A 19073-nucleotide genomic window follows, 5' to 3' on the forward strand; every position below is an offset into this window, starting at 1 on the left:
AATATCAACTATAATAGTTTTCTGCTTAAAATATTTTTCTCTTTCCGCAAGAATTGCTTCCTAGATTTTAAAACGCTGTTGATCCGCTCTTCAGCCAGCCGGTTGGCGGCCAAATAGGTCGGTATGTTTTCTTCTTTTGATGTTTTAAAGATTTTTGTTAACGTATCGTAAATCGTTTCAACCCGCTTCATTGCCCGTTCTCTGTTGTAACCGTATAACTCGTCGGCTACGTTGATTACTCCGCCGGCATTGATGACATAATCCGGAGCATAGATGATTCCCATTTCATGGAGTATTTGGCCATGCCGTGATTCTTTTAGCTGGTTGTTTGCCGAACCGGCAATGACTTTCGCTCTCAATTGCGGAATCGTTTCGTCGTTGATGATGGCACCAAGCGCACATGGAGAGAAAATATCCGCTTCCTGCCTATAAATGTCATTCGGTTCTACCGCTTCTGCCCCGAATTCTTTCACCGCCTTTTTCACTTTGGCTTCATTGATATCCGCCACAATCAGTTGGGCTCCTTCTTCATGCAAATATTTGCACAAATGATACGCAACATTGCCCAATCCTTGAACGGCAATCCGCTTTCCTTTCAGACTGTCATCCCCAAAAGCTTCCTTGGCGCTCGCCTTCATGCCCAAATATACGCCGTAAGCAGTTACAGGAGAAGGGTTTCCGGATGAACCGAAACTCGGCGATACCCCTGTTACATAATCCGTTTCTTCATAAATAAGGTTCATGTCTTCCTCTGTTGTACCGACGTCTTCCGCCGTAATATAACGCCCGTTTAAACTTTGGATATACCGTCCCAACGCCCGGAACATTTCTTCATTTTTATCTTTCGACGGATCGCCGATAATGACCGTTTTTCCTCCTCCCAGATTTAAGCCGCTGATGGCGTTTTTATAAGTCATGCCCCGGGCAAGCCTCAATGCATCCTCTATGGCTTCCTCTTCCGACTTGTACGGCCACATGCGGGCCCCGCCCAAGGCAGGTCCAAGGGTTGTATCGTGAATGGCGATAATCGCCTTTAATCCGGAATTTTGGTCATGGCAAAAAATCAATTGTTCATAATCATATTTCTCCATATACTTAAAGATTTCCAATGTTATTCCCTCCTGTTAAGAAATGAATGAATCCGCTATTTAATTTATAAATTTTCTATTTCATAACATTTTTTACTTTACAATACTTTTTATTTACCCAATAATCAACTAGAAACACCGGAAATCCTTCTTTTCCTAATTTTCAGATTATTCGCTCTTTTCGTGTATTATATTACTGGTATAATTTATATGAAGATTCCTTATAAAATATTGGCATTTATTTGTCGAATCTTGACACCGCTTTTCTACAATGTAAAATTGAAGTAATTGTAAAGGAGGTTATTTCATGGCCCGTTTGATTGCATTTATCGTCTTATTAATTCCCGCTCTGATCGCCGGGGCTGGAATCAAATTTATGAGAGACACGCTATATGGCATTTTAATTTCCCCATTTCCTTGGTTATGGCTGCAATTTCTTGTGGGCCTGATCTTTGCAGTTGCCGGAATCGGCTTTTTTGCCGGCTACTTATTGCACAGAGACCGCAAAAGGGGACGGGTAGCGCCAAGATTTCAAAAGAAAGATGAAACAAGAGAAATGAAAATAAAATAAAAAATGCGTTCAATGAAGGAGTTGCCCTTTCATTGAACGCATTTTTATGCATTTAATTCCCCAAGTTCCCTCGAAAATCTTCCTTTCGTCAAACTCGATAACAAAGACCCTTTATTTCCGATTTGAATCAATGTTCCCGGATAAGCTTCTTTTTTGACGATGATTTCGCCTTGCCCTGCCGATTTTATGTCTCTCATCAATTCCTGGATTTCAAAATCCAATTGGAGCATCTGCTGCTTTTTGTTTTCCAGCATTTCCTGCATTTGCTTTAACGTCTTCAACTGCGCCTGGCGCAGATTTTCTTTGAATGACGATAACTTTTCAATATTATTGTTTAATCGCAAAATTTCTTCCTGCAGGGATTTTAATAACGCCGCTTTTCTTTGAATGATTTGATATCCTTCTTGGCGATCTAAGGATCGAATGATCAAGTCCGTCCGTCTTTCCATGCGGTTTCCCGAAACAGCCGTGACGATTGTATTTTTCGCAATCGCCTTTCCCCCGATGATTTTCCCATTTTCTTCGTCCAACAGTATGGAATCCGCTTGCAGGAAAGAGTTGAAAGAGTAGAAGCCGACGACAATATTTTTCTTTGCAAATAAATTCGCTTCATTCACGTGTTTTACATAAATGCTGCCGCCCGCCTTTATGTCCGTTTGGCCTAATCCGAACACCCCGCCTTTTATGTAGATGTCCCCTTCCCTGGATTCGATGGTTTTTGCTCCTGTGACGCCTTCCAATCCTTCAATGGAAATATCCCCGGTCGCAATGACGCTGAAACCTTTCTGCACCGTTCCCCGGATGGTGATGGACCCATCAAAATCGATGTTCCCTGTCTCAACCCCTACATCGCCATTAATTGGCAAATGTCGGCTCACCGTCAAAAAACCATGCCGTTCCTCCACGACACCTTTTGTCAAAGCGCGAAGCACGATTTTCCCGTCTTCTACCGATTCATAAGCGGACTTCCGGTCGTATTTCAGCGGCTTGTCTTTACCGGGAGGAGCTGGAATCTCTTCTCCAAAGACATTTTTCCCATTGATTCCCGGTTTCGGTGGAATTTTTTCCCCCAACCAATCATTCTGATTAATTTCAAAAATGAAGTTCATATCAAAATAATCCGCTTTGCCGTCTTCCCTTATAACCGGTTTTCTTTCCGGAATTTTCAGATAGGTAATTTTGGCATCCTCGCCTTTAACCGGTTTGGTTCCCTCGGCGACGACGACGGGTTTGGCAATCATAATTGAATGAACATCAATTTCTTTTATTCCAAAAATAATCTTCTCTTGTTCTAATAAATCTTCCAGAGCTTCCCGAAATGCCTTCTCATCTTCCAGCACGTTCGGCTCATATACAAATAGTTGGGCCGTCATCCGGTCTTTGGATACTTCAATTTTCATCGGCGGCAGCCAATATCCAATTTCTTCCGGCTGTCCTGCTGCTTCCTGCAAAGCAATTTTTAAATTTAAAAAATTTGTCACTTTGATCCGGGGAAACTTCCGAAAAATGTCATCCATCTGCCTGATTGAAAATCCTTTTTTGAAAGTGTTGATGAAAACTTTTCCGTTTTCTTCCACAATCTCAAAAAATTCATTTCCAAAAATGCGCACCCGGTCTCACCTCTTTATCTATCAGATAAGATGAGTATAATATAAATTTTTCGTTTTTTGTTTAATAAAAAAAGAAAAAAATTTGATATGCGAGAAAAAATATCCAACTTATTTCCCTTGGGAACATCCACTTCATGTTTCAATCAAAGGAAAAGAAAAACCACATCATGCCGATGTGGTTTGGAACATTAAATAACTTTGAATATTGAAATAATATTTTCAGCATAGCTTTCTTGCCATTTTTCATTGCTGTCATCTTTGCTGTTGAAATAAAAGATTGTATTGTCTTCCAATTCCAACGTTAATTCAACCTCTGAATCAGCATATGTCAAATCTTTTCTATTGATCTTGCTTTTATATTGTCTGATCTTGTATGGGAATTTATAAGTTTCTAGTTTCGGATCATAGTTAAATTCCACTTTGACAACCGAATCCGCTAAAAAATAATACAGCTCCGTTTCTTTATTATTAAAGAAATTCTTGGCATAAAAGCCTTTAAAATCTGTATAGAACTCCTTGATGGTCTGATGTGCTTCTTTAAAGACATATGGATACGATTTTTTAAATAATAAGTCCTCGAATTGCAGTTGGTCCATACACACATCTCCCTCCTATCTACCATCATTATACAATGGTGCTAAAGTCAGGAGAATGAGGTTTTTCCGCATGAAATTTACAAACTTATGTACAAAGCCTGCCGCTTTTCTGCAGCTACAATGAAACCGTTTGGTTGGGAACAGATTTTCCTTGTTCCGCTTCATTATTTCCATATTCCATGAGCATCTTTTTCCCACTTACATCCTTGCTGAACGCAAAAAAGCGCACCCATTTATCAGGACCGACCCAATAAATGGTGCGCATCATCCATTTGGAAAACCAATGCTTCCAAATACAAAATATTTACAAATGCAGAAAGTCCATGATACATCCAGATTTCATTTTATTATGAAGCAACCAGTTCTAAGCGGATTTTGTCCGCGATCATGGCGATGAATTCGGAGTTTGTAGGCTTTGATTTCAGATGATGTACTGTGTAACCGAACATTTGGGAAATGGATTCGTAATTGCCTCGATTCCATGCGACTTCGATGGCGTGACGGATCGCGCGTTCGACACGGGAAGGAGTTGTACCAAATTTTTTCGCGATTTCCGGATACAATATTTTCGTTACGGAACCCAGTAAATCAATATCATGGTAAACCATTAGGATCGCTTCTCTCAAATAAGCGTAGCCTTTGATATGGGCAGGTACGCCGATTTCTTTGATAATGGATGTTATCGTTGTATCAAGTTGTCTCTGGTTCACTTTTCCTGTCGATTCAGGCTGCAGGATACTGTTACGTTTAAATGTTTCCCGTTTTTGTCCTGCACAATGCATAATTTTCTGAACAAGCTGATCGAACTCGAACGGCTTTAACATAAAATAGGAAGCCCCGTATGTAACGGCCTGTTTCATTACATCCTCTTGTCCAAAAGCGGTCAACATGATTACCTGAATATCACGGAAACGTTCATCGTTATAGATCTCCTGAAGAACGCCCATCCCATCCAAATGAGGCATGATGATATCCAATAACAAAATATCCGGTTTATATTCTTCAAGCATATTTAGACACAATTTCCCGTTGGAAGCCGTAGCGACTATTTCGATGTCCGGATGATTTTCGAAATATTGTTCCATTGTTTTCACTAAATCCCGATTATCGTCAGCAATTGCAACTTTGATTTTCGTCACATCAATTCCCCCTTTAACCTTCTCCCTCATAAATATGTCATAGTTTCGGTTTACTTGACAATATAGTTTTCGACATTTTTTTAGAAATACCTTTCTAATTTTAAAAATAAGAATGTAGTCGGAAAGTTTCTGTATTATTTGACAAAATTTGTTTTGCAAAAAATTATTTTAATACAATTTTTTAATTCAATTATCAAAAAAAGACCACACCGAATGCTCGATGTAGTCTTTTTGTATTAATCCGGTTTCTTTTTTAGCATTTCCGATAGGGTTATGGCCGCACCACGGGCAGGTTGTTCGACAAACATATGGGTGACTGCTCCGACAAATTTCCCGTTTTGCAAAATAGGGCTTCCGCTCATTCCTTGTAAAATGCCGCCGGTTTTGGATAACAATTTTTTATCTGTTATTTCGAATTGTAAAAAATTATCTTCAATTTTCACGATTTCGATGATAAAACTTTCGACTTTTGAACCTTCGATGGCTGTCAAAAGCTCTGCCTTGCCCAATTGTATTTCATCATCATGCATAATCTCAATCGGTTTACGCATAATCTGATTTATGTCAGATTCCCAATTCCCAAAAATGCCGTAAATATCATTGGAGGAAATATTCCCCAAACGGATATCATCCGAATTGATCACAGAAATTTTATAACCAGGGTTCCCGGGACTGGATTTTTTAATTTGCTCAATTGAGGCTAAAAAAATAGAGCCCTCCGTGAACTCAGGGGGTTTGTTTAAAACCCCGTCGATGATTTGATGCCCCAATGCTCCATATTCTTTAGTTTCGGGATCGATGAATGTTAATGTTCCGATACCATCCGTTTCATCTTTTATAAAAGGAAGGATGTTATTCGCCTGTTCGTTTGTGATGGTGATGGTTCTCGTTTGACCGGAGTCTTTTTTGATGGTCAGCGTATTTTGATTTTCCGTGATGGATGCCTTTAACATCTCAATTGATTCGATATGCTTCCCATTGACTTCCTTAATGATTTCCCCTTTTTTCAGCCACTGGCCATTGGGCAACAGCACATCATGTGCCACATAAACAAATGGCAGCTCCAGCTGTATACCGATCGATTCCCCCATTGGAATCAATTTTTTCGCTTCGGCCACTGCTGAAGGTGTTAAAAAGGCGATGACAAGCACAAGATAAATCAACAGATTATGCAAACGGCATTTCATAGTCCACCTCCTCAAAATGTATGTAACTTTACTATGTGTAACTCTTCTTTTATTAATGTGAGGTAAATATTTGTCGCTTAGGTACTTTCATTTCTAGAAAAAACAGTATATTCGCCTGCTGATGGCCGTATTGCTAAACCGGAAGTGAACCTTTGGATGCCAATCCATGTTTTATTTCGTTTTTCTTTTCATTCGCCAGCTGCAATAACTCACGGGCGTGTTGCATGGTCAATTCCGTAATTTCCGTGCCGCTCATCATTCGGCTGATTTCTTCCACCCGTTTTTCTTCAACTATTTTTTCGACGGTTGTATAGGTGCGATTTTTTTCCACTTGTTTGGAAATTAAATAATGCTGGTCAGCCATTGCTGCGACTTGCGGCAAATGGGAAATGCATAATACTTGAGAATTAAGGGAAATATTGGCGATTTTTTCTGCGATCGACTGCGCAACCCGACCGCTTACTCCGGTATCCACTTCATCAAAAATAATGGAAGTGATTTGGGATTTTGATGAAAAAATCGTTTTTAACGCAAGCATAATTCTCGATAATTCCCCACCAGAGGCAATTTTTGGCAAAGATTTGGGCGGTTCGCCGACATTAGTGGAGATGTAGAATGATATATAGTCTTTCCCATTCATGTCGAAATTATTTAACCGGTCAAACTGAACGATAAATTTCGCCTTTTCCATATGCAAATCACGAAGTTCGTTCATGATGGCTTCACTTAACTGGGTTGCACATTTTTTGCGTACTTTCGTTAACTCATCGCATAAATTTTCCAATTCCTCTTCCAATTTTCTCAACTGTTGTTCTTTTTGTTGAAGGGCTTCATCACGATGCAGCAACGTGTTTAACTCTTTCTTGATTTTTTCATAATATGTAATGATCTCTTCGACGGTGCTTCCGTATTTTCTTTTTAGCATTTGATATTGGGCAAGGCGGGATTCCACTTCATTTAAACGTTCCGGATCAAATTCAAGTTCGTCGATTACGCTTTTGATTTGATAGGATGCATCCTGCAGTGCATAAAAAGAAGAAGATACCGCTTCATAAGAATCGATGAACTGTTCATCCAGCTGTACAATGTCTTCCAAAGCGCTCATGGCTTCACCAATATAATCCAGGCCTTTCATTTCGCCGGAAATTGCTTCGTATGCATTGATGGCATGCTCATAGATCTTATGGAAGTTTTGCAATCGTTTCCTTTCTTCCAACAACATTTCTTCTTCTTTTACAGACAATTTGGCATCTTCGAGTTCCTGAATCTGGAATTGATATAAGTCAATCCGCTGGGCAATTTGCTGTTCATTGATATTGATCGCCTGCACTTCTTTTTTTAATGAACGGTATTTTTCATATAACCGATGATATTTTTCTTTAATCGGCCGCAATTGTTTTTCTGCAAATTGGTCAAGCAAAAATATGTGCCGTTTTTCATCCATCAATTCCTGGTTTTCATGCTGTCCGTGAATATCCACCAATGTGGAGCCGATTTCCCTCAAAACGGATAAAGGAACCAGTTTGCCGTTCACCCTGCAAACGCTTTTTCCATTTTCATTGATATCCCGTCGCAAAATGATTGTCCCTTCATCCTCTTCAACATCGATCCCCACTTCCGTTAACTTTTCAAACACCGGATGATGGTCGGGTACAAAGAATAAACCCGAAAGTTCCGCTTTTTTCGCCCCATGACGGACAAACTCCTGGCTTGCACGGCCGCCGGTCAGCATATGGACAGCATCGATGATAATCGATTTACCCGCGCCTGTTTCCCCCGTCAAAACCGTCAAACCGTTTTCAAAAGTGACGGCCAATTCTTCAATAATGGCGAAGTTTCGAATATTCAGCTCTTTCAACAAACGGACCACCTCGAATTAAAGTAAATCTAAAATTCGCTGTTTAATGATTTCACGCTGTTCTTCTTCCCTGACAATAATCAAGATTGTATCATCTCCGGATAACGTACCCAATACTTCAGGCCATTCCAAATGGTCAATCAACACCGCAACCGCATTTCCGTTGCCCGGCAAAGTTTTCAGCATCAAAAAATGGGCCACGCCATCAATACTGACAAAAGAGTCCGTTAACGCCCTTTGCAATTTTTGCAGCGGATTGAACCGCTGATCTGCCGGCAAGCTGTACTTATAACGCCCATCCGGAAGAGGAACTTTGACCAAGTGCAATTCTTTAATATCCCTGGATACAGTGGCTTGCGTCACATTAAAACCTGCTTCTTTTAAAGCTGCCACCAGTTCTTCCTGAGTTTCAATTTCATTGTTTGCTATGATTTCACGTATTTTCATATGCCGTTGACCTTTACTCATACCTAGCACCTCTTAATGAATATAAATGTATATTTATACTATCATTACAATTGTTTATTCATCAAGTAAAAATAGGGAATGACCATTGCCATTCCCTGCCAGTATTAACGGAATTCTTGATGGGCCTGTTCCACAACTTTTTTAAAATCTGTAAATGGAATCACTTCCTGCCCTTCCTGAGGTTTTACCAAGTGGAATAAAAATTCAATATTCCCTTCTCCCCCGGTAATCGGGGAATAAGTTGCATTTTTTACGGCAAAGCCGGTTTCTTCAGCCATTCTTGCCGTTTTCTCCAACACTTCCAAATGGGTTTTGGGATCGCGGACAATCCCTTTTTTTCCCACTTTCTCTTTTCCCGCTTCAAATTGCGGTTTGACAAGGGCAACGACGTCCCCTCCAGGAAGCAAAATATTATACAATACCGGCAAAATCAGCGACAAAGAAATAAATGATACGTCGATTGTCGCAAAATCCGGCAATCCCATTGTAAAATCTTCCGGTTTTGAATAGCGGAAATTCGTTTTTTCCATAACGGTAACCCGTTCGTCCTTCCGCAGCTTCCAGGCCAATTGATTGGAACCTACATCCAATGCATAGCAATGTTTCGCCCCATTTTGAAGTGCGCAATCTGTAAATCCGCCGGTGGAAGCTCCGATGTCAAGCACCAGTTTTCCTTCCACATTTAAATCGAACTCTTTCAACGCTTTTTCCAGTTTTAATCCGCCACGACTTACATATTTTAATTGCTCACCCTTGATTTCCAAAGGCGCATCGACCGGAATTTTTTCTCCCGGTTTGTCTATTCTCGCTTCTTTTGAATAAACTATGCCCGCCATAATAGCCCTTTTGGCTTTTTCCCGGGTTTCACACAATCCCCGTTGAACGAGCAGCACATCTGCCCGTTCTTTCGGCGTTTTCGTCATACGGTCTTTTTACCCAACGCTTTATTTTTTACTAAAGATTCGATGCGGGCAATGGTTTCATCTTTCGTAATATGCAGTTCTTCCAACAACAAGTCGACGCTGCCATGGTCTACGAACCGGTCCGGAATTCCAATCCGGTCAATTTTTATGTGATGGTATTGATTGTCGCTGGCGAATTCCAAAATGGCGCTGCCAAAACCGCCTTTCAACACCCCTTCTTCAATTGTCAAGATCGGGATGTTTCGGCCCATGATTTCGTGCAGCATTTCCTCATCGAGAGGCTTGATGAAACGGGCATTCACCACTTTTACATGAATGTTCCGTTTTGACAATTCTTCTGCCGCTTCCATAGCCATCGGAATCGTTGTACCAAAAGTCAGGATCGCTGCATCATTTCCTTCCCTGAGCACTTCCCATGTACCGATCGGAATCGTGTGCAGCTCTTCATCAAGCGGAACGCCGAGTCCATTGCCGCGTGGATATCTGAGTGCGATTGGCCCCTCATTATAGTCAATGGCCGTTTTTACCATGTGTTGACCTTCATTTTCGTCTTTTGGCATCATGATGACGACATTAGGGATATGTCTCAAAAATGCAATATCAAAAACCCCCTGATGCGTATCGCCGTCAGCGCCGACGAGACCGGCGCGGTCGATGCCGATGAACACATTCAGCTTTTGTCGCGCAATATCATGCAATACTTGGTCATATGCGCGTTGCAAAAATGTCGAATAAATCGCTAAAAACGGTTTCATATTTTGGGTCGCAAGCCCCGCAGCCATCGTTGCCGCATGTTGTTCCGCAATGCCTACATCAAAGAAACGGTCCGGAAAGTCCTTTTGAATACCTTCCATCTTTGAACCGACCGGCATCGCAGGGGTGATGGCCACAATCCGCTGATCCTCTTTCATCAATTTGCGGACTGTTTCCGAAACAAGGCTCGACCAGGAAGGACCTTTCGCTTTATTTTGTATAAATGCCCCTGTTTCAATTTTATATGGTCCCGTTCCATGCCATGTGCCGATTTTATCCTCTTCCGCAGGTTTATAACCTTTCCCTTTTTTTGTAACCACATGGACTAGAACCGGGCGGTCATCCACTTTTTTCGCATATTCCAACGTTTTTTCCAACGCATCAAAATCATGTCCATCAATCGGTCCTAAATATTTGAATCCCATTTCCTCGAAAAATACGCCGGATACGACCAAGTACTTCAAACTGTCCTTTACCCGATCGGCAGCCTGGGCAAGCTTGCCGCCCACAACAGGGATCCGTTTCATCATCGACTCCAATTCTTCTTTTGCCTTTGAATACTCTTTTGCCGTTCTCAATCTTCCCAAAATATTGTGCAAAGCCCCGACATTCGGAGCGATGGACATTTCATTGTCATTTAAAATCACAATCATTCTTCTTTTTTCATGGCCGATGTGGTTCAAAGCCTCCAAAGCCATTCCGCCTGTTAAAGCGCCATCTCCAATAATCGGTACAATATAATGATTTTCCTTTTTAATGTCCCGCGCTATGGCCATTCCCATCGCGGCAGACAAAGAAGTGGAGCTGTGTCCTGTTTCCCATTCATCATGGATGCTTTCCGCCCGTTTCGGAAAGCCGCTTAAACCTTTATATTGCCGCAGCGTATCAAATTGGGCGGCACGGCCCGTCAATATTTTGTGGACATAGGCTTGATGCCCTACATCCCATAAGATTTTATCGAAAGGGCTGTTGAACGCCCGATGCAACGCAATCGTCAGTTCCACAACACCTAAATTCGGTCCGATATGTCCACCGGTTTTTGAGCATTTTTCAATCAAAAAATCCCGAATATCTTGAGCCAATTCCTCCAGTTGTTGTCGATTGAGTTTTTTTAAAAAGGATGGACCAGTAATTGTCGTTAAATCCATCTCTCACACACCTTTTCTTCAGTTTATTCGCTTTGAGGTTGTCATTTCATTATAACAAGGTAAATCCACTGACAAAAGCAATCCATTCGGCCGTCTAATGATTTCGGGAAATGATATAATTTGCGATTTCCCTAAGAAGAGTTGTATCTTCCGATAAATTATCCAACGCCTTCAGCGCGCTTTGATAATGTTCCTCCAATTTTTGTTTTGCGCCATCAATTGTCAATAATGCAGGATATGTGTTTTTATTGCTTGCCTCATCTTTTCCTGCCGTTTTCCCTAATTGGTCGGACGTGCCTTCCACATCAAGAATATCATCCTGAATTTGAAAGGCGAGCCCAATATGGCGGGCATATTCTATTAACGCCCGGCGCGCTTCCGATGTTGCATCGGCCAGAACGGCGCCCGCTTCAATGCTGAAACGGAGGATGGCGCCCGTTTTGCGGACATGGACCTGTTCCAATTCAGCCAAATTATACCGCTTTTTTTCCCCGTCGATATCCAACACTTGTCCTCCGACCATGCCTTCTGCACCGCTTGCGATGCTCAATAAGTTGATCAGCTCCACCTTCTTTTCAGGAGAGACATTTTCCATTCGGGCCAGGACGCCGAAAGCCAACGTGTTTAAAGCATCTCCGGCCAGGGTCGCCAACGCCTCTCCATAAACGACATGATTCGTAGGTTTACCGCGTCTTAGGTCATCATTATCCATGCTGGGAAGATCATCATGGATAAGGGAATAGGTATGAATCATTTCGACAGCGGCACCGACCGTGTACACTTCTTTCTGTTTGTTGTTGAACATTTCTGAAACCGCCACAACAAACAGCGGGCGTATGCGCTTTCCTCCTGCTTTTAATGAGTATAACATAGATTCTTTTAAAATTTGCGGTGCATTAAGCCGTTCCACTTGATACTCGATTTCCCGGTTAATGAAATCCAGATGTACATTCATAAATTGTTTCAATCGTTCAGCCATCGTTTATAGTTCCTCTCCGTTCGTTGGTTCAAAAGGCTTCTTCTCACCATTTTCATTCACAATGGAAATCAACTGTTCTTCAGCGCTCTGCAACTTCTCGTGGCAAAATTTTGATAACTCCATTCCTCTTTTATATAAATCAATCGCTTCTTCCAAAGGAACATCTCCCTGTTCCAACTTCCGGACAATTTCCTCCAATTCCGTCATTGCTTCCGCAAACGTCTGTTTAGTCATCATTTTCACCAGCTTCTTTTCGTATTTCCGTCACTTTTGCTTTTACCATACCATCATGGAATTGTATTGAAACATCATCGTCTTTCTTTAATTGAGAGATCGATTTAACGACCCTTCCGTCTTTGTAAGTGACACTGAACCCTCTCTCCATTATGGACAACGGATTTAATGCCTGAAGGGTGCGGATGGTAAATAAATACTGTTCTTTTTTTCGGTTCAATGATTGAAAAACTGCACGAGTCAGCATACCCGATAGGTGTTCGATTTGTTTTTTATAATAAACGATGGAATTTTGCGACGAATAAAGTTTCAGTGCTCCTTCCATTTGTGACAACTCATTTTTCTTTTTCATCAAATACATTTGGCCGGCTCTTCGCAAGACGAGATCTGCCTGGATCAGCCGTTCGGCAAACGGACGGAACAGCCGGTCCGGTTTTGAAAGCGGATAGGATTGTTGTAATTTGTTCAGCCGATTTCTTTCATATATAAGACGATTTCGTACGATATGATGCATTTGAGATTGACAGGTTAAAATGCGTTGATATAGTTCCTGGATGTTTGGCACTGCCAGCTCGGCTGCAGCAGTCGGTGTCGGTGCCCGAAGGTCGGCAACATAATCGGCAATGGTGGTATCGGTTTCATGGCCGACTGCACTGATGATCGGAATCCGGCTTTCAAAAATCGCCCTGGCTACCATCTCTTCATTAAATGCCCATAAATCTTCAATGGAGCCTCCGCCGCGCCCCACAATCAAAACGTCCGCATAACCGTGCTTGTTCGCCAGCCGGATGTTTTTGACAATCGATTCCGCTGCCCCGATTCCCTGGACAAGGGTCGGATAAATGATAATTTCAGCAAGAGGATACCTTCTTTTGATGGTGGTACAAATATCCCGGATTGCCGCTCCTGATGTCGCCGTACAAACACCGATGACTCTCGGAAATTTTGGAATCGGTTTTTTATAGTTTGGATCAAATAAACCTTCTTTATATAGTTTTTCTTTTAATTGGTTAAAGGCGATGAAAAGGCTACCGATTCCGTCCGGCTCCATCGTCAGCACGTACAATTGATAAGACCCTTGCGCTTCGTACACATTGACATCGCCGCGAATCAGCACTTGCATGCCATCTTCCGGTTTAAATTTCAGCTGACTTGCCTGGGAGCGGAACATCAATGCATTGATCCGCGCAGAATCGTCTTTTAATGTGAAATAGATATGGCCGGATGGATGAATTTTGACGTTCGACAGCTCTCCTTTTACATAAACGTCCCTTAAATGGGGATCTGCATCGAATTTTCTTTTAATATATTTTGTTAATGCTTTCACCGTTAAATAGGAAGATGGCATCAAGCTCTATCTCTCCTTCGATATTCTGTTATAACACAATGAATCAGCCCATTAGAAAAGCTGTTTTTCTAGAAAAACAGCTTCCCCACATTTATTGTACATGTTTCGTCGTTATTTGTCGCCTAGTGTTTTTTCGGCCGCTTTTACTGTGTTGTACAATAACATCGTAATGGTCATTGGTCCCACTCCGCCAGGCACCGGTGTTATATAGGAGCAGATCGGCTCTACTTCTTCAAAATCCACGTCGCCCACCAATTTATTATTTTCATCGCGGTTGATGCCCACATCGATGACAACGGCGCCAGGTTTCACATGTTCTTTTTTGATGAATTTAGGGCGTCCGACGGCAGCAACCAAAATATCCGCCTGTTTTGTAATGGATGGCAAATCTTTCGTTTTGGAATGGGTATATGTAACCGTAGCATCTTTTTGCAACAAGAGTTGCCCCATCGGTTTTCCGACAATGTGGCTGCGGCCGATGACAACGGCATGTTTGCCTGCAATTTCAATTCCTGAGTATTCCAATAATTTCATGACGCCATAAGGAGTGCATGGAAGGAATGTGTCTTGTCCCAGCATCATTTTGCCCACGCTGACCGGCGAAAAGCCGTCCACATCTTTTTCAGGCGAAATCGCCGCAATCACATGATCTTCATTGATATGTTTTGGCAGCGGCAATTGCACTAAAATGCCATGGATATCTTTGCGCTCATTCAATTGATGGATTTTCCCCAAGAGTTCTTCCTCTGTTGTGCTTTCAGGCAATTTAATGACTTCGGAATAAATTCCAATCGCTTCACAGGAACGATGTTTGTTGCGCACATAAGTTTGGGAAGCCGGATCATCGCCGACCAAAATGACCGCAAGCCCTGGTGTTACTCCCTTCTCCTTTAATTCCTTTACTTTTTCAGCGATTTCTTTTCGGATTTTTTCCCCTATTTCTTTTCCGTTAATGATTTGAGCCATCAGTTTTCCTCCTCAATTCCAATACTCTTTTATTTATTGTCAAAGTTATTGTTCAACAAATTTCGAGAGCACACCATTCACAAATTTCCCTGATTTTTCATCCCCATAAGTTTTTGCCAGCTCAATGGCTTCATCCAACACCACAGCAGCAGGGGTTTCATCCATATATTGCAATTCATATAAAGCTAAACGTAAAACCGTCCGTTCAACTTTCGGCAAACGGTACAATGACCAATTTTCCAATTTCTCTGCAAGCTGTTCATCAATTTCTTGAAGATTTTCAACAACTCCATATACCAACTTCTTAAAAAACGGATCCAACTCCTGATCTTCAAAAATATGGACTATAGCTTCTTCCAATGTCAAATCCGTATTATCAAGTTGAAACAAAACTTGTAACGCTTTTTCACGAATTTCGTGCCGTTTCATAAAATGACTCCTTCATTTCTAACATTCGTACATATTATAACTATTGTTTGCAAAAAATACATTAGCAAATCACAATTTCTTTTCATTACAACATTTTCTATTATAACATTTCATCAAAAAAGGGGTTCAATGGATTGAAATAAAAAACATCTTTCCAGACGAAAGAAGCTCCATCCGTCCTTTTGACAAATGGAGCTTCCTGGTCTATATATTCGATTTATTTTCCATTTTCAATATTTTTGGCTGTTTCTTTCGCCTGTTTAAAATCTTTTTTATAAAGCACTTCCTGCGCCTTTGTCAATCCATTGTTTTTTTCTGCAAGGCGTTCGTGAACCGGTTTTTTCATTGCTGCTCTCTCCTTTCAACCATGCTTTTTGTTAGTTTGAACTGTTGAAGGAGAGGTATTCACAACAAGCATCTATTTAAAACTTCTTGCCGCATTTACAGCTTTCTTCCATCCCTGATACAATGATTCCCTCTGCTCATCGCTCATCTTCGGTTCAAATCTTCTATCCAAGTTCCAATGTTTTTCAATTTCCTCTTTATTTTTCCAGAAACCGACGGCGATTCCGGCCAAATAAGCGGCTCCCAAAGCCGTTGTTTCATTCACCGAAGGGCGTTCGACAGGCACATTTAAAATATCCGATTGAAATTGCATGAGAAAATTGTTTTTTACAACTCCCCCATCGACCCGCAAAGATTTTAATTGAATCCCTGAATCTGTTTCCATGGCACTGCATACATCCTTTGTTTGATACGCCAAGGATTCAAGGGTGGCCCTGATGAAATGTTCTTTTGTCGTTCCACGGGTTAATCCAAAGACGGCGCCTCGCACATCGCTGTCCCAATATGGGGTCCCCAATCCAACAAACGCAGGAACAACATAAACGCCTTCCGTCGAATCGACCTTTTCCGCATAATGTTCGCTTTCGCTTGAATGCTGGAACATCCGGAGCCCGTCCCTCAGCCACTGGATGGCGGATCCGGCTACAAAGATGCTGCCTTCCAGTGCATATTCCACTTTGCCGTCAATGCCCCAGGCGATGGTTGTCAAAAGTCCATGTTTGGACTTGACCGCCTTCTCCCCGGTATTCATCAACATAAAACAGCCCGTGCCATATGTATTTTTCACCATCCCTGGCGCAAAACATGCCTGGCCGAAAAGGGCTGCCTGCTGATCCCCGGCAATGCCGGCAATCGGCACTTCTGTACCAAAGAAATTCTTCCTGGAAACCACTCCGTAGATTTCGGAAGACGGCCGGACTTCAGGAAGCATTGCCCTCGGTACATTCAAAATTTCAAGCAATTCCTCATCCCACTTCAAATCATAAATATTATACATTAATGTTCTGGACGCATTGGAATAGTCCGTTACATGCACTGCCCCGTCCGTCAATTTCCAAATGATCCATGTGTCGATCGTGCCGAACAGCAACTCACCTTTTTCCGCCTTTTCTCTTGCCCCTTCCACATGATCCAAAATCCACTTTACTTTTGTTCCTGAAAAGTAAGGGTCGATTAATAAGCCGGTCTTGTTTCTGACCAGTTCTTCAAGGCCTTCTTCCTTCAATTTCCCGCATATATCCGCAGTTTGTCTGGATTGCCAAACGATGGCATTGTACACGGGATTCCCTGTTTTCTTATCCCACACCACTGTCGTTTCCCGCTGATTGGTAATGCCGATGGAAGCGATTTGCTCCGGTTGGATGTTTTTTTCATTTAATACGGAGGCAATGACCGATAAGACCGAACTCCAGATTTCATTCGCATCATGTTCAACCCATCCCGGATTCGGAAAATATTGTTTAAATTCCTTTTGAGCAATATGGACCACTTCACCATCTTTATCGAATAAAATGGCACGGGTGCTGGTAGTTCCCTGATCCAAAGCCAAAATATATTTCTCCATTCAGCGTCACTCCTTAAAGGATGTTAATTGGGACTATCTATTTTATTCTTCAGAATTCTTTCCATTCCTTTGTTCCTTCAAAAATTTCTTCGGAGGATGGAATGATGGTTGCCGGCATAAAAAAATCCATATTTTTTTCATTTTGATATATCAAGGAATCCTTTGCCCGATTTAAAGCGAAAAATTTGCAAAAAAAAACATCAAAAGGGAGCAATAAATCCCATTTGATGTTGTTCGACTTATTCTTCTGCTGCCGAATTTTCGAATTGGATTGCCACAATGTGGACATTTACCTCGCTCGTTTCAATTGAGGTCATGTTATAGATGGCTTGGCGAATGGCTGCTTGAATATCTTTTGCCACTTTCGGAATGGAATATCCGAATTTCACTGAGCAAAAGACATCAATGATGATTTCGCCTTCATCTGTAATGGTTGCTTTTACGCCTTTGGAATGCACTTTTTTGCCAAAACGTTCTGCCACTCCGGATGCGAAATTCCCCCGTGTGGAAGCAACGCCCTCCACTTCGTTTGTTGCAATCCCCGCAATCACTTCAATCACTTCAGGAGCAACCTCTACTTTTCCAAGTTCTTCTTTTCCGGAAGGAGCAGATTGTACAAATGCATGCACTGACTTTTCAGCCATTTTGTTCATCCTCTCTTTTCAGACCTGTCGGTAATGAAATACACATTTATTTATATATTATACAAAATTTTATACATTCCTGTATTGAAACAAAGATTTCATGAAAGATCGTCCGGAGATTCTCTGAAGATTTTGGCGAGCAGTTCAAAGGAATGACGTCTTTTTCCTTGATCATAAATGGGACTGTTAATGATGAGTTCATTAACGGGTCTACTTCGTTGTGATAAAAACTCACTGATTTGGCGGAAAACAGTTTCTTTGTTGCCGGCAAAGGTAAATTTCAATGTTTGGAGAACTTGCTTTTTCTCATCATCCGTCCACAATTTTTCCATATTTGTTGGAGGCGGCGTTTTCCCGCGCTTTCCCCTGATCATTCTCAAAAATTGCTGATAGAGGGTTGTTGCCAAAAATTCCCCTTCCTCATCGGTATCTCCCACAAAGACATTAATCCCCACCATGGCGTATGGGGTTTTTAAAGAATTGGAAGGCCTAAAATTCCGATGATATGTATCGAGTGCATCGTCCAATAAATCCGTGGCAAAATGGCTGGCAAAGGCGAAAGGCAGTCCCAAAACTCCGGCGAGTCTTGCGCTGTATAAACTGGAGCCCAAAAGCCAGATCGGAATGTTCAGGCCTTTTCCGGGCACCGCAATCACCGCCCTATCTTGATCATCAAAATAGCTCATTAATTCATCGACCAATTGATCGAATTGATAAGCACCCGCTTCATCCCGTCTTAAAGCCCTTGCCGTAAGCAAATCTGTTCCTGGGGCGCGTCCCAATCCCAAATCGATTCTACCGGGATACATGGACTCCAAGGTTCCGAACTGTTCGGCAATGATTAACGGTGCATGGTTCGGAAGCATGATGCCCCCTGCCCCTACCCGAATCTTTTTGGTAGCGCCCGCTAAATAACAAATCAGTACAGATGTTGCCGAACTGGCAATCCCTTCCATATTGTGGTGTTCAGCCACCCAATATCGATGATAGCCGAACTTTTCCGCCGCCTGAATTAAATCCCTGCTATGGCGAAAAGCATCTGCAGGCGTTTCTCCTTCCAAAACGGGCGCCAAATCGAGGACCGATAATTTTGGATGCATGTTCCCACTCCTTTCTGATGAACTTAGTATATAACGTCGAAAAGAAAAAACAAAATACAAAGGTTTAAAGGGTCCCAAAACGAAAAACTATCTTTATTTTTTGAAAAACAAAAAAGAGCCTTC

General features: G+C 41.8%; 19 protein-coding genes. 1 reads left to right on the plus strand and 18 read right to left on the minus strand.

What is annotated here, in order from left to right; all coding sequences use genetic code 11:
- Positions 1–8: 8 nt before the first annotated feature.
- Positions 9–1115 carry a Glu/Leu/Phe/Val dehydrogenase dimerization domain-containing protein gene (locus tag FKZ59_RS00550; RefSeq protein WP_141600783.1) on the minus strand — a complete coding sequence of 369 codons (1107 nt, stop codon included), beginning with the start codon at positions 1113–1115 and terminating at the stop codon, positions 9–11.
- A 280-nt stretch (positions 1116–1395) separates the two neighbouring features.
- On the opposite strand from FKZ59_RS00550, the gene FKZ59_RS00555 reads away from it, so the two are divergent.
- Positions 1396–1659: a DUF2627 domain-containing protein gene (locus FKZ59_RS00555; protein ID WP_141600784.1), complete on the plus strand. Its 264-nt coding sequence runs from the start codon at positions 1396–1398 to the stop codon at positions 1657–1659.
- A 44-nt stretch (positions 1660–1703) separates the two neighbouring features.
- Here FKZ59_RS00555 and FKZ59_RS00560 read toward each other — a convergent pair whose 3' ends face one another.
- The 17 genes from FKZ59_RS00560 to FKZ59_RS00645 form a co-directional block, all read right to left on the minus strand.
- Complete coding sequence (locus tag FKZ59_RS00560; RefSeq protein ID WP_141600785.1) at positions 1704–3269, minus strand: DUF342 domain-containing protein; 1566 nt, start codon at positions 3267–3269, stop codon at positions 1704–1706.
- Between the two features lie 188 nt (positions 3270–3457).
- Entirely contained in the window at positions 3458–3865 is a 408-nt protein-coding gene (locus tag FKZ59_RS00565; protein WP_141600786.1) for a DUF3908 family protein, read from the minus strand.
- Positions 3866–4212: 347 nt separating this feature from the next.
- Positions 4213–5004, minus strand: coding sequence for a sporulation transcription factor Spo0A (spo0A, locus tag FKZ59_RS00570; RefSeq protein WP_141600787.1), 792 nt, complete (start codon positions 5002–5004; stop codon positions 4213–4215).
- 236 nt (positions 5005–5240) lie between these two features.
- On the minus strand, positions 5241–6191 hold the full coding sequence (locus FKZ59_RS00575) for a SpoIVB peptidase S55 domain-containing protein (RefSeq protein ID WP_141600788.1): 951 nt from the start codon (positions 6189–6191) through the stop codon (positions 5241–5243).
- Positions 6192–6324: 133 nt separating this feature from the next.
- Positions 6325–8052 (minus strand): DNA repair protein RecN, encoded by a 1728-nt coding sequence (gene recN, locus FKZ59_RS00580; RefSeq protein ID WP_141600789.1) that lies wholly within the window; start codon positions 8050–8052, stop codon positions 6325–6327.
- A 15-nt stretch (positions 8053–8067) separates the two neighbouring features.
- Complete coding sequence (gene ahrC / locus FKZ59_RS00585; RefSeq protein ID WP_141600790.1) at positions 8068–8517, minus strand: transcriptional regulator AhrC/ArgR; 450 nt, start codon at positions 8515–8517, stop codon at positions 8068–8070.
- 104 nt (positions 8518–8621) lie between these two features.
- A complete protein-coding gene (locus FKZ59_RS00590) occupies positions 8622–9440 on the minus strand; it encodes a TlyA family RNA methyltransferase (RefSeq protein WP_141600791.1) in 819 nt (272 codons plus the stop codon).
- The gene (gene dxs, locus FKZ59_RS00595; protein WP_141600792.1) at positions 9437–11341 is read right to left on the minus strand and encodes a 1-deoxy-D-xylulose-5-phosphate synthase; all 1905 of its coding nucleotides are present in this window, start codon (positions 11339–11341) and stop codon (positions 9437–9439) included. Before dxs ends, FKZ59_RS00590 begins: the two co-directional genes overlap by 4 nt.
- Positions 11342–11435: 94 nt before the next feature.
- A complete protein-coding gene (locus FKZ59_RS00600) occupies positions 11436–12320 on the minus strand; it encodes a polyprenyl synthetase family protein (RefSeq protein ID WP_141600793.1) in 885 nt (294 codons plus the stop codon).
- A 3-nt stretch (positions 12321–12323) separates the two neighbouring features.
- Positions 12324–12554, minus strand: coding sequence for an exodeoxyribonuclease VII small subunit (gene xseB, locus FKZ59_RS00605; protein WP_141600794.1), 231 nt, complete (start codon positions 12552–12554; stop codon positions 12324–12326).
- Entirely contained in the window at positions 12547–13902 is a 1356-nt protein-coding gene (xseA, locus tag FKZ59_RS00610) for an exodeoxyribonuclease VII large subunit (RefSeq protein ID WP_181733134.1), read from the minus strand. Before xseA ends, xseB begins: the two co-directional genes overlap by 8 nt.
- 111 nt (positions 13903–14013) lie before the next feature.
- Entirely contained in the window at positions 14014–14871 is an 858-nt protein-coding gene (gene folD / locus FKZ59_RS00615; protein WP_141600796.1) for a bifunctional methylenetetrahydrofolate dehydrogenase/methenyltetrahydrofolate cyclohydrolase FolD, read from the minus strand.
- 42 nt (positions 14872–14913) lie between these two features.
- Positions 14914–15297 carry a transcription antitermination factor NusB gene (gene nusB, locus FKZ59_RS00620; RefSeq protein ID WP_141600797.1) on the minus strand — a complete coding sequence of 128 codons (384 nt, stop codon included), beginning with the start codon at positions 15295–15297 and terminating at the stop codon, positions 14914–14916.
- A 217-nt stretch (positions 15298–15514) separates the two neighbouring features.
- Positions 15515–15643, minus strand: coding sequence for a YfhE family protein (locus FKZ59_RS00625; protein WP_141600798.1), 129 nt, complete (start codon positions 15641–15643; stop codon positions 15515–15517).
- 72 nt (positions 15644–15715) lie between these two features.
- Positions 15716–17206: a glycerol kinase GlpK gene (gene glpK / locus FKZ59_RS00630; protein ID WP_141600799.1), complete on the minus strand. Its 1491-nt coding sequence runs from the start codon at positions 17204–17206 to the stop codon at positions 15716–15718.
- A 239-nt stretch (positions 17207–17445) separates the two neighbouring features.
- A complete protein-coding gene (locus tag FKZ59_RS00640) occupies positions 17446–17850 on the minus strand; it encodes an Asp23/Gls24 family envelope stress response protein (protein WP_141600800.1) in 405 nt (134 codons plus the stop codon).
- A 98-nt stretch (positions 17851–17948) separates the two neighbouring features.
- Positions 17949–18950, minus strand: coding sequence for an LLM class flavin-dependent oxidoreductase (locus FKZ59_RS00645; protein WP_141600801.1), 1002 nt, complete (start codon positions 18948–18950; stop codon positions 17949–17951).
- Positions 18951–19073: the final 123 nt, after the last annotated feature.

This window comes from Ureibacillus terrenus, from assembly GCF_006569205.1.
In the GTDB taxonomy this organism is placed as follows: Bacteria; Bacillota; Bacilli; order Bacillales_A; family Planococcaceae; genus Ureibacillus; species Ureibacillus terrenus.

Bases quoted from the DNA above. Each gene is read 5' to 3' on its own strand.
- FKZ59_RS00555 (WP_141600784.1), top strand. From the start codon at position 1,396: ATGGCCCGTTTGATTGCATTTATCGTCTTATTAATTCCCGCTCTGATC.
- FKZ59_RS00565 (WP_141600786.1), bottom strand. From the start codon at position 3,865: ATGGACCAACTGCAATTCGAGGACTTATTATTTAAAAAATCGTATCCA.
- FKZ59_RS00575 (WP_141600788.1), bottom strand. From the start codon at position 6,191: ATGAAATGCCGTTTGCATAATCTGTTGATTTATCTTGTGCTTGTCATC.
- ahrC (WP_141600790.1), bottom strand. From the start codon at position 8,517: ATGAGTAAAGGTCAACGGCATATGAAAATACGTGAAATCATAGCAAAC.
- FKZ59_RS00590 (WP_141600791.1), bottom strand. From the start codon at position 9,440: ATGACGAAAACGCCGAAAGAACGGGCAGATGTGCTGCTCGTTCAACGG.
- dxs (WP_141600792.1), bottom strand. From the start codon at position 11,341: ATGGATTTAACGACAATTACTGGTCCATCCTTTTTAAAAAAACTCAAT.
- FKZ59_RS00600 (WP_141600793.1), bottom strand. From the start codon at position 12,320: ATGGCTGAACGATTGAAACAATTTATGAATGTACATCTGGATTTCATT.
- xseB (WP_141600794.1), bottom strand. From the start codon at position 12,554: ATGACTAAACAGACGTTTGCGGAAGCAATGACGGAATTGGAGGAAATT.
- xseA (WP_181733134.1), bottom strand. From the start codon at position 13,902: ATGCCATCTTCCTATTTAACGGTGAAAGCATTAACAAAATATATTAAA.
- nusB (WP_141600797.1), bottom strand. From the start codon at position 15,297: ATGAAACGGCACGAAATTCGTGAAAAAGCGTTACAAGTTTTGTTTCAA.
- FKZ59_RS00625 (WP_141600798.1), bottom strand. From the start codon at position 15,643: ATGAAAAAACCGGTTCACGAACGCCTTGCAGAAAAAAACAATGGATTG.
- glpK (WP_141600799.1), bottom strand. From the start codon at position 17,206: ATGGAGAAATATATTTTGGCTTTGGATCAGGGAACTACCAGCACCCGT.
- FKZ59_RS00640 (WP_141600800.1), bottom strand. From the start codon at position 17,850: ATGGCTGAAAAGTCAGTGCATGCATTTGTACAATCTGCTCCTTCCGGA.
- FKZ59_RS00645 (WP_141600801.1), bottom strand. From the start codon at position 18,950: ATGCATCCAAAATTATCGGTCCTCGATTTGGCGCCCGTTTTGGAAGGA.